The sequence below is a fragment of the Dehalococcoidia bacterium genome, from assembly GCA_021295915.1.
GTDB lineage: Bacteria > Chloroflexota > Dehalococcoidia > Lucifugimonadales > UBA1123 > VXRN01.
On the sequence record JAGWBK010000021.1, the window covers coordinates 48,597 to 63,235 of the forward strand.

The 14,639-nt window shown below is 59.7% G+C and carries 11 protein-coding genes; 8 read left to right on the forward strand and 3 right to left on the reverse strand.

From position 1 onward, the window contains the following. Positions 1 to 71 precede the first annotated feature (71 nt). Positions 72 to 1,826: a hypothetical protein gene (locus J4G14_07790; GenBank protein ID MCE2457704.1), complete on the reverse strand. Its 1,755-nt coding sequence runs from the start codon at positions 1,824 to 1,826 to the stop codon at positions 72 to 74. Positions 1,827 to 2,159: 333 nt separating this feature from the next. On the opposite strand from J4G14_07790, the gene J4G14_07795 reads away from it, so the two are divergent. From J4G14_07795 to J4G14_07820, 6 genes are all read left to right on the forward strand, one after another. Next, positions 2,160 to 2,399 (forward strand): Lrp/AsnC ligand binding domain-containing protein, encoded by a 240-nt coding sequence (locus tag J4G14_07795; GenBank protein ID MCE2457705.1) that lies wholly within the window; start codon positions 2,160 to 2,162, stop codon positions 2,397 to 2,399. Between the two features lie 118 nt (positions 2,400 to 2,517). Beyond that, on the forward strand, positions 2,518 to 3,642 hold the full coding sequence (locus J4G14_07800) for an acyl-CoA/acyl-ACP dehydrogenase (GenBank protein ID MCE2457706.1): 1,125 nt from the start codon (positions 2,518 to 2,520) through the stop codon (positions 3,640 to 3,642). Positions 3,643 to 3,810: 168 nt separating this feature from the next. Then, positions 3,811 to 7,473, forward strand: coding sequence for an FtsX-like permease family protein (locus J4G14_07805; GenBank protein MCE2457707.1), 3,663 nt, complete (start codon positions 3,811 to 3,813; stop codon positions 7,471 to 7,473). A gap of 92 nt (positions 7,474 to 7,565) precedes the next feature. Then, positions 7,566 to 10,916, forward strand: a complete 3,351-nt coding sequence (locus J4G14_07810) for a hypothetical protein (protein ID MCE2457708.1) — start codon at positions 7,566 to 7,568, stop codon at positions 10,914 to 10,916. A 92-nt stretch (positions 10,917 to 11,008) separates the two neighbouring features. Next, the gene (locus J4G14_07815) at positions 11,009 to 11,887 is read left to right on the forward strand and encodes an ATP-binding cassette domain-containing protein (GenBank protein MCE2457709.1); all 879 of its coding nucleotides are present in this window, start codon (positions 11,009 to 11,011) and stop codon (positions 11,885 to 11,887) included. Positions 11,888 to 11,980: 93 nt separating this feature from the next. Beyond that, on the forward strand, positions 11,981 to 12,694 hold the full coding sequence (locus tag J4G14_07820) for an ABC transporter ATP-binding protein (protein ID MCE2457710.1): 714 nt from the start codon (positions 11,981 to 11,983) through the stop codon (positions 12,692 to 12,694). 11 nt (positions 12,695 to 12,705) lie between these two features. On the opposite strand, the gene J4G14_07825 is transcribed toward J4G14_07820, so the two are convergent. Then, complete coding sequence (locus tag J4G14_07825; protein MCE2457711.1) at positions 12,706 to 13,059, reverse strand: cupin domain-containing protein; 354 nt, start codon at positions 13,057 to 13,059, stop codon at positions 12,706 to 12,708. Positions 13,060 to 13,276: 217 nt separating this feature from the next. Here J4G14_07825 and J4G14_07830 point away from each other — a divergent pair, with 217 nt between their 5' ends. Both J4G14_07830 and J4G14_07835 read left to right on the forward strand, forming a co-directional pair. After that, positions 13,277 to 13,636, forward strand: a complete 360-nt coding sequence (locus tag J4G14_07830) for a hypothetical protein (GenBank protein MCE2457712.1) — start codon at positions 13,277 to 13,279, stop codon at positions 13,634 to 13,636. Between the two features lie 117 nt (positions 13,637 to 13,753). After that, the gene (locus J4G14_07835; GenBank protein ID MCE2457713.1) at positions 13,754 to 14,518 is read left to right on the forward strand and encodes a glucose 1-dehydrogenase; all 765 of its coding nucleotides are present in this window, start codon (positions 13,754 to 13,756) and stop codon (positions 14,516 to 14,518) included. 17 nt (positions 14,519 to 14,535) lie between these two features. Here the strand turns inward: J4G14_07835 and J4G14_07840 are convergent. After that, on the reverse strand, positions 14,536 to 14,639 hold a 104-nt coding region (locus J4G14_07840), incomplete at its 5' end, for a MoaD/ThiS family protein (protein MCE2457714.1).

A 14,639-nucleotide genomic window follows, 5' to 3' on the forward strand; every position in this document is an offset into this window, starting at 1 on the left:
ACTTATCCAGTAATCGTGGAGATACTGCTCACCCCCTCCACTTCCGGAGAGGGTGAGCGGAAACTACGTCGCTAATTGTCCATCCAGACGTTCAGGAACATCGGAATCGCAGGTACATCCAGATTTTGGACGGTGGTCCGATGTGGGAAAATTGACGAGAACTGCCCGAGCCAAATCTTGGGCACTTCGTCGAGGTAGATCTCCTGGATCTCATCGACGATGCTCAGCCGCTCATCCGCAGTTTGAGCTGCCGCGTATTGCAGGCGGAGTTCCTGGAATCGCGGGTTGTTGTAGTCTCCCGCGTAACCTGCGGTACTAGCGACAACCACATCAGTGATCGGGTCGGCAACCGCCCACTGTGCCCACCAGGTGGTGAACATGTTGTAGTCGTCGCCGCGGATCTTGGAAATGAGGGTCGCCCAGTCCATTCCAGGCATCTCGACCGTTAGACCAATGTCTTCAAGCATCGGCTTGAGGACCAGTCCGAGCGGAGTGATGGTTCCGTAGTCGTTCGGATTCATCACTTTGATGGTCGCGCCCTCGGCACCAGCTTCCTTGATCAGTTCTCGGGCTCTCTCAATGTTGTTCTGGTTGTAGAGGTCTGCGCCGCCCTGGCTCTCCAGTGGAGTGTTGCAATAGTAGACCGACCCGCAAAGGGACCAGAGCTCACTCGGTCCGAGCGAGCTCATGAACGCCTCGGCATCGATCGCTGCCAGGATCGCCTGTCGTACCAGCTTGTTGTCGGTCGGTGGTACGCCAACGTGGATCTGAATAGTCGACTGGTGACCAGGATAGCTGGCAATCCTGATGTCTGGGTTCATGCTGAGCTGGTCGTAGAAGTCCAGACCTGCTCCATCGACAATGTCCCACTCACCGGTCTCCAGACCCGCTATCTTCGTCTCCTCGTTCGGAATCTCCACCCACGTTATCTCGTCCAGGTAGGGGACACTCCCTCCTGCCAGGAAGCTGCCGGGTTCACTGCGCGGCGAATACTTCTCGTGGCGTTCCAGGACGATGCGGTTGCCTGGTTCCCACAGCTTCAACTTATACGGCCCCGATCCGATGATGTTTTCTTCACCAATGTCCTCGAAGGCCGTCAACATGGCGGCCTCTTTAGTGAAAGTGGCCGGATATCGGTGCGGGATGCTGGCCGCGTTTAGAAGCGCTCCAAAAGGCTCCTGGAAAGTCATCGTGAACGTCTTGTCGTCAACAGCCTGGATCCCACCTTCGGCCATGGACTGGAACACCAACTTGCCAGCCGCCTGCTTCTCCCACCAGCGGCCCAGGGAGGCTATAGCGTCGTGAGACGTAACGGGGTTGTCGTTGTGGAAGATCAGCCCGTCTCGAAGGGTGATCTCATATGTCTTGCCGTCGTTCGTGAGCTTCCAGGAATCTACCATCTGCGGCTGCGCCACGTAGCTGGCATCCCATGCGAAGAGCTGTTCGAAGATGTGCTGGGAGGTGACGGTAGTCACATAGGCTGGAGCGAAGGCGGGGTCCATGCTCTTGACGCTGGCCTGGGAGACGACCTTCAGGCTCCCGCCGTACTTGTCCTGTTCGGCGATCAGCGCCGCTGGGAGGGCGGGTGTCGGCTGTGCCAGTGCGGGAACCTCCTTCGGCGTCACGGGAACCTGCACTTCGACCTCTTTGATGACCTCCTTGGTCACAATCTTCTCTACTGGTACTTCCTTGATGACCTCCTTGGTAACGATCGTTTCGACCGGTACCTCCTTGATCACCTCGACCTCTTTGATGACCTCTTTCTCAACCTCGATAATCTGAGGTTCAGCAGGTTCCGTTCCGGTGCAGGCCACTAACAGGCTCAACAGAAGTACTCCCAAGAGTACTAAAATCGCCGACATTGCACGTGATTTGCGACTCATCCCATTCCTCCTCTTGGTATTCCCTTACGTTCGCAGAAATTCGACGAAGTGTTAAGCCAGAAAGTGTGAAATCCCCACCTCCAGAAATCCCAATGCGTATCCGGCCACTTAGCCTGAAATATATTTCCTGCTTTGTGCCTTGTCAAGCGAGTACTAGGACCGGATCCCTTCCGCGACCCATCCAATTGACACCATTTGATGGCCAACTTTAGAATGCAGGCACTTTTTCAAGCTGAGAGTTCACATTGCGCGATACTGCGCACGGAGAGTAAGCCAATGAGCACGAAGGCCTATGTTCTGATCGAGACCGCTGTGGGCGAGTCCGAAGGAGTTGCGGGCGCACTAGACGCGCTGCCAGGCGTGGATGCCGTTGATATGGTCACCGGCCCCTACGACATCATCGCGGTCGTGTCGGCGAATGACCTGAACGCCGTCGGGCAGATCGTGACGCGGGAAGTCCATACTGTATCTGGAATCGTTCGGACTGTGACCTGCATGGTGGTGGGCGGCTCATAGGCTCGGCATGTCATGCAGACGGCAACAACTGAAGACACGTCCCGTACGCTGATACGGGACCCGATCAAGCCGGGGGCGCACCGATGTGCGCCCCTACGCATTTACAGGAGGCTCCACCTTGGATCTAGGACTCAACGAGTTCCAGCAGATGCTCAGAAACAGCTCACGCGAGTTCCTGGAATCTGAGTGCCCCGTTTCCTACGTCAGGGACATGGAGCAGGATGAGCGTGGATACTCGCCGGAACTCTGGGGTTCGATGGCTGAAATGGGATGGCTTGGGCTCGCATTCCCCGAGAACGTTGGGGGCGAGGGTCTTGGCTTCGTGGAGCTTGCGATCCTTCTGGAAGAGATGGGAGGCGCGCTACTGCCCGGGCCTTACTTCTCCACCGTTGTCATGGCTGGTGTAGCGCTGGCCGAGGCAGGTACCGAAGACCAGAAAAACGAATACCTCGCACGCATAGCGCAAGGTCAGCTAATCGCCACGATGGCCATAACCGAGCCCAGCGGGCTGTGGGAGCCGCGTGGGATCGAAGCGACCGCGCGCCGGACAGATGGCGGGTACGTCATCAACGGCACCAAGCTCTACGTGCCGAACGCGCACGTGTCAGACTACGTCATCGTCGCCGCCAGGACAGGAGATGGCGAGACAGACGTCAGCCTGTTCATAGTGCCATCCAACGCAGGTGGGTTGAAGCAGTCGCTGCTCACCACCATCGCCTCGGACCGGCAATCCGAGTTGACATTCGATGACGTAACGGTTGACGAGGCTTCCATTCTGGGCGACTTCAACGGCGGTTGGGATACAATCGCTACCGTGCTCAAGTGGGGCGCGGCAGGGAAGTGCGCCGAGATGCTGGGTGGAGCGCAGCGAGTGCTGGAAATGACTGTTCGGTATGCGAAGGAGCGAATTCAGTTCGGTCGGGCCATCGGGTCCTTCCAGGCTGTCCAGCACCACGCTGCTGACATGGCGGCCGACGTCGATGGATGCCGTTACATCACCTACCAGGCTGCGTGGTCGCTGGCACAGGGCATGCCTGCCGACCGCGAGGTCTCTATGGCGAAAGCGTGGGTATCGGAGGCCTACCGGCGTGTATGCGCCCTCGCTCACCAGAGTCACGGGGCCGTGGGATTCACCAAAGAGTACGATTTGCAGCTATACTCACGCAGAGCCAAGGCAGCTGAGCTGATGTTTGGAGACGCTGACGTCCACCTCGAAGCGGTGGCGTCTGCAATTGGGCTATGAACTGTTGCGAAACGGACCGGCCGGACCACACTCTCCGGCCGTGTCACCGTGCAGCAGCCTGCTCTCGTGCTCTGCAGATAGCTGAGTTAGGGCCCGTAAGCTCCTGAAACCAGCGGACCCTCTTATCGTCCTTTTTGTATGTCCAGCCACTGGCTGGTGGTGGTCGGGATGACGATCTTATCCTTCATCTCCAAGCGTCTGTCTGACGACTGGAAGCTGCTCGCGGCGATATTCATAGGGATCACCATTGCAGCCACACTCCTGGCCGGCGCGCCGGTCTACATAAGCACGCTTGAACGCCAGGGAATAGATACGGCGATCGACCGCGCGAACCAATCCTACCTCAATATCTACGCGGCGTCACCTTACATAACGCTGGATGGGGCCTCTCTAAACTCTACTGAGCAGGCATTCGACCAGGCGTTAGACGATAACATCGCTGAGATCAACAGGGGTCGTGTCCGATACCTGAAGTCGCCTACTTTCATCGTAGGAACACCCCTGTCGCCCCTGGTGCCGCTGTCACACGTGGGTGAAGATGGCACGCGGGTCTCCCGAGGGTACTTCCAACACATCGAGCGCATTGACGAGCACGTTACTTTCCTTGATGGTCGGATGGCATCGGACCAGGTCGTCTGGGATGACGGCAGACCCAGTATGGAAGCCATCATTGGCGAGCCTGCCAAGGACGCGTTCGATCTCGAAATGGGCGATGTGGTTATCTTTACACCTTCGCTCAGCCATCCGATGCGTGCCAGGGTCGAGATCGTAGGTGTCGTTGAGCCGACCGACCCGACTGAGGAGTACTGGCAGCAGAATCCCAACATATTCCTTGATCCGGCGCCGCTTGAGGAGCTTCCGGATGCCGAGGTGGAGGTCGACCCGGATGAACCGCCGCTGCCGGTGTTCGTCACTCAGCCGGTCCTCGTCGATGGTGTTGGACGCGCCTATCCGGGAACACTTGTCAACTCGAGCTGGTTCGTGTCCGTTGACAGGGAGGCGCTGAAGAGGTGGGACAAGGACGATGTCCGCTCCCGGCTGCGCGAGATGGAGATAGAGATAACCGACGCGATGCCCGGCTCGGTCGTCCTGACGGGCATCAGGGGGCTGCTCGACACGTTCGACAAACGCAGCTTCTTCACGAGCGTTCCTCTGCTGCTGCTGCTCGTGGTTACGGCCATCACCGTCCTGTATTACATTCTGATGATGGTCTCCTACCTGGTGTCCAGCCGTGAGTCAGACGTTGCTCTGCTCAGGAGCCGGGGAGTCAGCGCCTGGCAGCTTGCGCGCATCTATGCCCTGGAGGGAATCGCAATCACCGTGGTCGCAACGGTCATCGCGCCATTCCTGGCGATGGGGGCCATCATGCTCTCTGGCAAGCTGGGCTACTTCAAGGACATAACCCTGGGAGAGTACCTACCGGTCTCACTGGAAGCGACGCCGTTCCTGGTGGCTGTCGCAGTCGGCCTTCTGTGCCTGGCAATCTATGTAGTCCCGGGAGTCGTCGGCGCCAGGACCGGGCTAATCGTGCACAAGCTGCGTTCCTCGCGGCCGCCAGTAGCGCCGTTCTTCCAACGCTACTACATAGACGTGGGACTCATGGTGATAGGTGGGCTGGTCTTCTGGGAACTGTTCGCTCGCGGACAGATCATATCCGGTGGGCTCTTTGGAGACAGAGGGATCAACGAGGCGTTGCTGTTCGCGCCGGTGCTGCTGCTCACGGTCGTCGCGTTACTGTTCATGAGGTTCTTCCCCCTGATCGTTCGCTACCTGAGCGGCGACTCACCCTCGCTACTGCATCTGGGCGCGGCAGCAACTCTGGCAGGCATCGCTCTGATAATTGCGCTGCAGCACGTCAGGGCAGGGGACGAGCTCGGCTGGATCAGCAGCGCTGTCCACATCGCGCTCATCGGACTGGCGTACTTCGGCACCTGGAAGACACGGCGTCGAGTACCGTTCATCCTGGGTCTGGTCTCACAGGCTGTCCTGATCGTCCTGTTCATCTACTTCGACGTCCCTGACTCAGATGCGGCCGCATACATCCCCACCATCATGCTCGGCGCGCTGGTGCCGTTGCAGGTCGCGTTCGTCGCCCTCCGCAGACTGTCCAGGGTCTACCCAGTGTGGATGTCCATGGCAATCTGGCGTATGGGGCGTAACCCGCTCCAGTACAGCTGGCTTGTGCTGCTGATCGTGATGGTAACCGGACTTGGGGTACTGGCCACCACTGTCGGCGGTACGCTAGACCGGTCTTACGAAGAGCGAATCCTGTATGAGGTTGCGTCCGACCTCCGCGTCACCGGTATGCCCACCCACTTCGCGGAGGGCACCGAGGAGATCAAGAGCAGATACCTGACCATGGCAGGCGTCACCTCTGTCTCGCTGGCCCTGAGGGGAGATGGTTCGGTCGGGGCCACGTACTCGGGCAACAGCTTCGGCGTGCTTGCGGTCGAGTCGGACGACTTCCCATACGTTACCTGGTACCGGGACGACTTCTCAGAGCGGCCTCTGCCGCAGGTGATGAGTCTGCTCAGGTCCGGGGCCAACCAGCCCAGTATCGACCTGCCTGAGGGGGCCGAGAACATTTACGTCTGGACCCGGACGATGGACGACTACCCAAACATGTTCCTGTGGATGGTGCTGCAGGACCATCGTGGCGTTACGGACACCATCACCTTCGGCCCCGTCTCGGGTGTGGAGTGGACTCTCAGGGGCTCCATGATTCCATCACACCTCGAGCCGCCTCTGAATCTGGTCAGCGTTCAAGTGTACGAGCCCGCGTTCGGCCCGGCCGGAACTGCGGGGGCCCTGCTTCTCGACGACATACAGGCCTCCGTGAGAGGCAGCGCCGAAAGAGTCATGCTTGATGATTTCGAAGGGCTGAACAAGTGGACTCCGCTCTCGACATCGATGATTTCCAGGGACACCATCGGGTTCACCCGGCAGGACGTCAAGAGTGGCGCGCGCTCGGGAGTGTTCACGTTCGGCAAGGACACGGACAGGGGCATTCGCGGGTTCTACAGAAGTCCCACCGGTGGCCCTGTTCCTGTGGTTGCCAGCACGAGTTTCACGAGGCGCACCGGCACCGTCGTTGGCAATGCCCTGATAGTCAATGTGTTTGGCAGGCTGATACCAGTGCGGTTAGTGGACACGGTCGACTACTTCCCGACCATGGACCCGGCTGGCAACGGCTTCCTGATTGCAGACCTGGACAGCCTCCTCCGCCATCTGAACATCCTGACGCCAATCGGGAGCATCAGGCCCAATGAGCTGATCCTGAAGGAGGCGCCGGGGGCAGGCGACGAGGCCTACATGTACGGGCTGGCCCTTGCGCGGGCGCCTCACCTCGTGCACGACCGCACGAGGCTGCTGGAGACAGTACGACTCGACCCCCTGATCACCGCAGGGTGGCGTGCAATGGTACTCGTCACCTTCGCCGTCATCGTGTTCGTGTCTGCGCTCGGGTACATCACCTACCTGATCTCGTTTGCGGGACAGAGCAGGGCGGAGGTCGGCTTCCTGCAGGCGCTCGGGCTAAGGCGCAGTCAGATGACTCGACTCCTCGGCTCCGAGCACCTGGTGGTTGTCGGCATGGGACTGGTTCTGGGTACTATTGCGGGGTTCGCCATGAGTAACATCATGGTGACAGCGCTCGCGGTTACCGAAGACGGCCATCCTGTGGTGCCTCCGTTCATCCTGACCACGAACTGGGAGTTCATGGGGCCGATCTATGCCACGCTGGTGGTCATATTCGTCGGGGCGCTCCTGTGGCTTGCCCGCTCTGTCTCCAGGGTGAACATCCACGAAATGTCCCGCTTGGAGGGTGAGTGACCTGCTTGGAACTAGTCACATAAGTAAAATGCAGAAATGAGGATGACCCTATCTACAGTCTCCCATCTCTCAGCTCCTGAACAGGGGGAGTGATGGGACTCTTCTCCAGGCTGATAACGGTCTGGCCACAGGTCGCGCGGAGGTCGCTCGCCAACTGGCAGCTCATGTCCACGGTCGTGGTAGGCGTTCTTCTGGCCGCCACCATCATGGCAGGAACTGTCATCTACTTCGACGCACTCAGGGAGTTGGCGCTCAAGAACGCTCTCAACAAGCTCAGCGTCAACGACACTAACATCGCTCTCAAGTCCGACCGCGGCCCCACGACATACGCTGAGCGGGACAAGGTCATTGCCGAGACCGAGCGCGAGATCGAAGACCGCATCTCGTGGATGCTCCGTGACAAGACAACCGGCGTAAAGACCGCTACTTTCTTCCTGTCTGAGGTCGGGAAGGAAGAAACGGCCGACACAGACAATCCCCGCGCCTTCTTCGGCAACCTTCCGAGACTCTATGACCACATTACCCTGCAGCCCGGGAGCCGGCCATCTGGCGATGGGTACGTCAACGCTCCGGGCGGTGAGCCGACAGTCGAGGCTATCGTGCCGCTGGATGCCGCGAACGACCTCGGGGTGGAAGTAGGCGACCGCCTCGCTGCGGTCCCGTACTGGTCTGACTCCTCGCCGTTCATCCACGTCGTCATAACCGGCACATTCACACGTAACAACCCGGACGACGAGTTCTGGTACCTCAACGACAAGATTTTCAACGCAGCCACTGCGAGAAGCTTCCAGACGCTTCCGTTCTATCTTACTGAGAGGGCGTACTACGAAGCGCTGGGAGATACCTTCAGGCAGCTCGACAGCGTCTTCAGCTGGCTGCTGATGGTGGACACGAGTACGCTGAACGCCAGGAACGCGACCTTCGCGCGACGGTCCATCAATGCGATGGAGGACCGGCTGTCCACGAACCTGTTCAGCTACAGGCAGATTACTGAGCTCGAAGAGTCCCTGTTCGAGTACGACGTTAGGCTGTTCTTCTCCAAGCTGCCGATGTTCGTGATACTCATACTGATCTCGGTGGTCATTCTGTACTACGTGATCACGCTGTCTTCGCTGGTGGTCGAGCAGCAGCGGGGCGAGATCGTGCTCCTGAAGAGCAGGGGATCGAGCGCGGCCCAGGTGCTTTCGGTGTACGTACTGGAAGGCGTTACAATCGCCGTTCTGGCGATAGCGGTCGCTCCTCTTCTGGCAGCCGGAGTGATCAGCCTGCTCGGCATCACTCCCGCATTCTCGGATCTCAGCGGCGGTGAGCTGCTGTCCGTATCCCTATCGCCCGGTGCTTATCTGATGAGCGCGCTCGGAGGGCTGCTCAGTTTCGCTGCACTTATGGTCCCCGCGATACAGGCATCGCGAATGAGCGTGACGACCTTCCGTCACCAGTCCTCCCGGCCCTACACTCAGCCGTTCTACCAACGTTACTATCTCGACGTCCTGCTCCTGATTGTTGCTGTGCTCCTGCTGAGGCAGCTCTCAGAACAGGGCTCTGTCGTGGCTGTCGGGGTGTTTGGAGAAGTGGCTACAGACCAGCTTCTCCTTGCAGTGCCGGCTGTCGTCCTGGTGGCCTCCGCACTGGTGCTCCTCAGGCTGTTCCCACTGTTCATGAGGATTTCGAGTGCGCTGCTGTCGTCGTTCCTGTCTGCAGGACTTGTACTCGGCATCTGGCAGATGGCAAGGAACCCGACTCACTACGCGCGGCTGTCGCTGATGCTGATCCTCATGGCGGGACTCGGCATTTTTGCGGCCAGCTTCGGAGGGACTCTGCAGCGCAGCTTCTCGGATCGCGCGCTGTACTCGACCGGGACAGACGTCCGGCTGGTCGGCGCTCTGCTGAACACGAGAGGGCAGTCCGTATCGATGAGAGAGTCCTATCAGGACCTGCCCGCAGTTGAAGACGTAAGCCTCGCGTTCCGAGGGTTCGGGTCAGACCTGTCGAAGCTGCTGGCCGACTCGTACACCATGTTTGCCATCGAGGGCGAGCAGATCAGTGAGATGGGCTGGTTCAGGGACGACTTCTCAGAGTCGTCGATGGACTCCCTGCTGTCGACGCTTGAGTCCGAGACTCTCCCTGTCGGGATAGATGTCCCGGCCGATGCTGAATCGATGGGAGTCACGTTCAAGGCCGACAGGTCGCATCCGAGTGTCATGCTCGCAATGAGAATGCGTGACGCCAATGGACGGTACTTCACATACCAGATGGGTGAGTTGGACAACTCGGCATGGACGACCATGGAGCGGCCAGTGGAGCGCTCCGGCTTACGCCAGTTCGCCGTGCTTCAGCCAGCCCGGCCATTGACCCTGGTGTCCCTGACGCTATTCGAGACCAACGGCCGCAACCGTCTCAGGGCCGGGTCCATTGCAGTAGACGAGATATTCGCAACCAGGTCGGACGGCGGGAAAGTCGTGCTGGAGTCCTTCGACTCTGTTTCAGACTGGACTACGCTCAATTCGGTCCCTGAGTCGCAGTCGGACGTGCTCAAGTCGACCAATGACGGGTTGAACGGTACGAGTGGCGTGGCCTCTTTTATATGGGTTGAGGGGCGTCCACTTGTCAGCCGAGGCATATTCCACGGTCCGGTCCTGGAGCCGATTCCCGTCATCGCGACGAGCAGGTTCCTGCGAGTCAATGAGCATCGTATCGGTGAGGTAATTGAAGTCTCTGCGCAGGGCCATCGCATCAAGGTCGAGCTAACAGACGTGGTCGACTTCTTCCCCACGCTCGAGACGTTTAGGCGCTCGTACCTGATCGCAGACCTGGACTCGGTCAGTGCGTATGCCAACCTGGAGGCGACCGGCGGAGAGCTTCGCCCCAATGAGGTATGGATGACGACCAACGGGTCATCGTCTGACAGGGAAGACCTCCTGAGTCTGCTCGATGAAAGTCAGCCGTTCCCGAGCCGGGAAATCCATGACAGGGTAGAAGTTCTCGCTGATTCCACTGTCGACCCGCTGGTCGAGGCCGGATGGCGCGCGCTTCTGTTCATTGCTTTCTCTGCAGTGCTCGTGTTGAGCGGCCTCGGCTTCCTGGTGCACGCCTACGTTTCGTTCAGGAGCCGGGAGATACAGTTCGCGTTGATGAGAACGGTCGGCTTCTCCATGAGACAGCTGAGCACGCTCGTACTGCTCGAGCAGGTGCTCGTAATCGGCGCTGGACTTGCGCTTGGCACCTGGATGGGAGGCAGACTGGGCGCGACCATGATGCCGTTCCTGGGGCACGATGACAGTGGAACCCGGATTCTCCCGCCGTTCGTTGTGGACGTCAACTGGGGGACTCTGGGAATCATGTACCTCGCGATGGGTCTTCTGTTCGCTGTCATCATCGCCGGCGTGATCATCCTGGTCCGCAGGATCTCACTACAGCGCATCCTCAGACTGGGAGAGGTGTGAGGGCGACGGAGCCTGACTGCCCTGAATTACTGGTCAGGCCTGCGTGCGCTACAATCTAACGAGTGGACAGATCGCAAAGGACTCTACACAGCATGAACAACTCCTCATACGTCTTCTGCCAGGACGTGTTCAAGATCTACAAGATCGCTGACCTTGAAGTAGTAGCGCTCAGGGGCCTCGACCTCGCCGTTGATGCTGGCGAGGTGGTAGCCATCGTCGGGGCGAGCGGTAGCGGCAAAAGCACTCTTCTCAACATCCTGGCCGGGTACGACTCGCCGTCTGCGGGTGGCGTGATGGTGGGAGGCAAGGACCTTCTACGCATGTCTGCTCGCGAGGTCGAGGAGTACCGCCGCATCGACGTCGGTTTCATCTGGCAGCAGACCAGCCGCAACCTGTTCCCGTATCTCAGTACACTCGAGAATGTGACGCTACCAATGATGCTCACCAATATTCCCAGCTCAGAGCGCAGGGAGCGGGCAGAAGAGTTGCTCGGACTCGTGGGACTAAGCCACCGGCTCGACCACACTCCCGAGAAGCTGTCCGGCGGAGAGCAGCAGAGAGTCGCAATCGCCGTTGCGCTGGCGAATCGCCCTCCACTGCTACTCGCGGACGAGCCCACGGGTGAGCTCGACGACGCCACAGCCGCGGAGATCCTCGATCTGTTCGGCACCGTGAACCGGGAGATGGGCACCACCATTCTCATCGTCACACACGACCCCGACATCGCCTACAAGGTAGGCCGCGTCGTGATGATCCGCGACGGTAAGATGTCCACCGAGATCCGGCGCAGGGTCACGTACCAGCGTATCCGTGGCGAGGCTGAAGTGGACCAGCCACTGGAGGAGTTCGTCCTGGTGGACGGAAACGGGCGCGTCCAGATTCCAAGAGACCTTCTCGATGAACTCAACATCGGAGAGAAGGCACGCGTGAAGGTTGAAGACGGCAGGGTCACGATAGTACCTGGCGAGTAACCCAAGACAGACCCCCTCTCCCATGAGGGAGAGGGCTGGGGTGAGGGTGGACGCCCGCCCCTCTCAGCCACTACAGACAGGAGATAGACCCAGATGAGCAGAGTCCTCCCGCTGATTACGACGGTGGACCTACGCAGGACCTACTTCCTTGGCTCAGAGCAGATCGACGCCCTGCGAGGCATCAACTTCAGCGTGATGCCGGGGCAGTTCATCGCGGTCGTGGGACGCTCCGGATCGGGGAAGACGACGCTGCTCAATATCCTGGCCGGACTCGACAAGCCCACGTCTGGACAGGTGCTCTTCGAGAACAGGGACATCGCCGAAATGGGCGAACACGATCTGACCGATCTCCGACGCCACAAGATTGGCTTCGTTTTCCAGTCGTTCGGACTGCTGCCGCTGCTGTCGGCGTTCGAGAACGTTGAGTTGCCGCTCCGCATCGCTGGAGTCCGCACCCGCGAGAGGGAAGAGCGGACCCGCGAGGCCCTGGAGATCGTCGGTCTCTGGAACCGTGCCAACCACCGGCCCTACGAGCTGTCAGGCGGAGAGCAGCAGCGTGTCGCCATTGCCCGCGCCATAGTCAACGAGCCGCCCCTGATCCTGGCGGACGAGCCTACCGGGGAACTGGATTCCAACAACGCGCGCTCGATCTTCGGCCTGTTCAAGGAGATGGTCGAGCAGCGGGGAATCAGCGTGGTCTCAGCCACGCACGACTCGACGCTGCTCGCAATGGCCGACGAAGTCAAGGAGATCCGGGACGGCCAGCTATCCGACGCGACTGAGCTCGGTAGGCGGTATAGAGACTAGGCCGTCTCTTCCTACTCCGGGTCCCACTCGGTCTGTACGGCCGGAGTCGGGTGTATCCCGTAGATGAGCGCGGGCTTCCCGGACTTGTTTGAGAAGCCGTGCTTGACTCCCGGAGGCGCCAGCACAAACTGGCCCTTCGTGACGGTGTAGGTCTCGTCTCCGACGTACGCTTCAAGTTCACCGTCGGCGATCAGGATTGTCTCCTCTGTCGGGTGAGCGTGCAGGGGGGGTGCGGAGTCTGGCTCCATCAGCACCTCAGAGACCGATAGCTGCGTCGAGCCTCGCTCGCCGTCAACTACAGACGTACGCTTGAAGCCCTTGTACATCTCCGTCGTGTCGACTCCGTTCTTGTCCAGTATGGGCATTCTCTACTCCTGATTTTGTTTGTGACCGTTGAGGCGGTCATCTCGGCGTTGCCGATCAGTTGCTGTTCCTATCAGCAAGTACTTTAGCACGAAGGGGGGCTCCTAACGGAATCGGCGGAGTGCAAAACTCGTGCAGAATTGGTCTGCGAATACCTTGCATAAGTCTAAGAAAGAGATTAACTTGCTTCTAGCATTTGTGTTCTAGGCGAGGTTGCAAATGCAACACGTTACTCCACTGCCCCAGCGGTTGGACAGTCCGCTGGGGCAGTACCTGAGTAGGCACGTGCCTCCGTCGTCGAGTCGCGTGCCTCCTATATATCGTGAGACGACAAAGTGCATCGCGTATATGTGCGTCTATGCCTATGGCTGTACTGAGCGTACCCGCCGTCCGGCCCAGGTAATGATGCGCCGCTGCATGCGGTACATTCCGGAGGAGCTTCGCATTGAGCCGAAGCTCTCGGAGTTCGCGCTGGACCTGCTCGCCAAACAGCGACAGTCCGGCGTGGAACATCACAGGGACACCTCGGCCATTCTGGACGAGCATCGTCCCGATGGACCGGTCCGCAAGATCGCCTGATCCCCCCTCAGGGCACGCTCTAGCGTGTACAATCGCAGAACCGGTTCATAGCACAGCCTACCCACAAGGCATCCGTGCTGTGTCGTGGGCCGATTCACTGAGAATGAGGTACGCACCATGGCTAACCAGTTCGATCTGACCGGAAAGACCGCGCTCGTCACCGGAGGCAACGGCGGCATAGGACTCGGCATTGCTAGGTCCCTTGCAGGCGCCGGGGCGAACGTCGCCGTCGCCGCTCGCAACAGGGACAAGACCGATGCCGCGGTGGATGAGCTCAAAGGCTTTGGCGTGAAGTCCGTCGGACTCGACATAGATGTGGCCGACGAGGCCAGCGTGGTCAACGCTGTGCAGGCGACCGCCGACGGGTTCGGAGGGGTCGACATCCTCGTGAACAACGCCGGAATCGGTATTCGGAAGGCACCTCAGGACTACACTCTCGAGGAGTGGCAGCGGGTTGTCGGGATCAACCTCGACGGTACATTCCTGTGCTCACGCGAAGTCTATCCGCACATGAAGAACGCAGGCGGCGGAAAGATCATCAACATCGGCTCGATGACATCAGTGTTCGGCTCGGACTGGGTAGCGTCATACTCGGCGAGCAAGGGCGGAGTGGTGCAGCTCACCAAAAGCCTCGCCGTCGCGTGGGGGAAGGACAACATCCAGGTGAACGCGATCCTGCCAGGGTGGATTCACACGGACCTGACGGCCCCAATCCGCACCCAGCACACCGAACGTTACGAGTACATACAGTCGCGCATCCCGCACGGACGCTGGGGCGAGCCCGACGAAATGGGTGGTGCCGCCGTCTTTCTGGCGAGCAGCGCGTCAGACTACGTGACGGGCGTATCCCTACCGGTCGACGGAGGATACACCTCGTTCTAGGAGGGTAGGGGAGCTGGCTACGCCCCTCCGGCTACGGCCGGGACGATGCTGACCTCGTCGCCGTCGCCGGTAGCGGAGTCGATCCCGTCCAGGAAGCGGACGTCCTCGCCGTTCACGAACA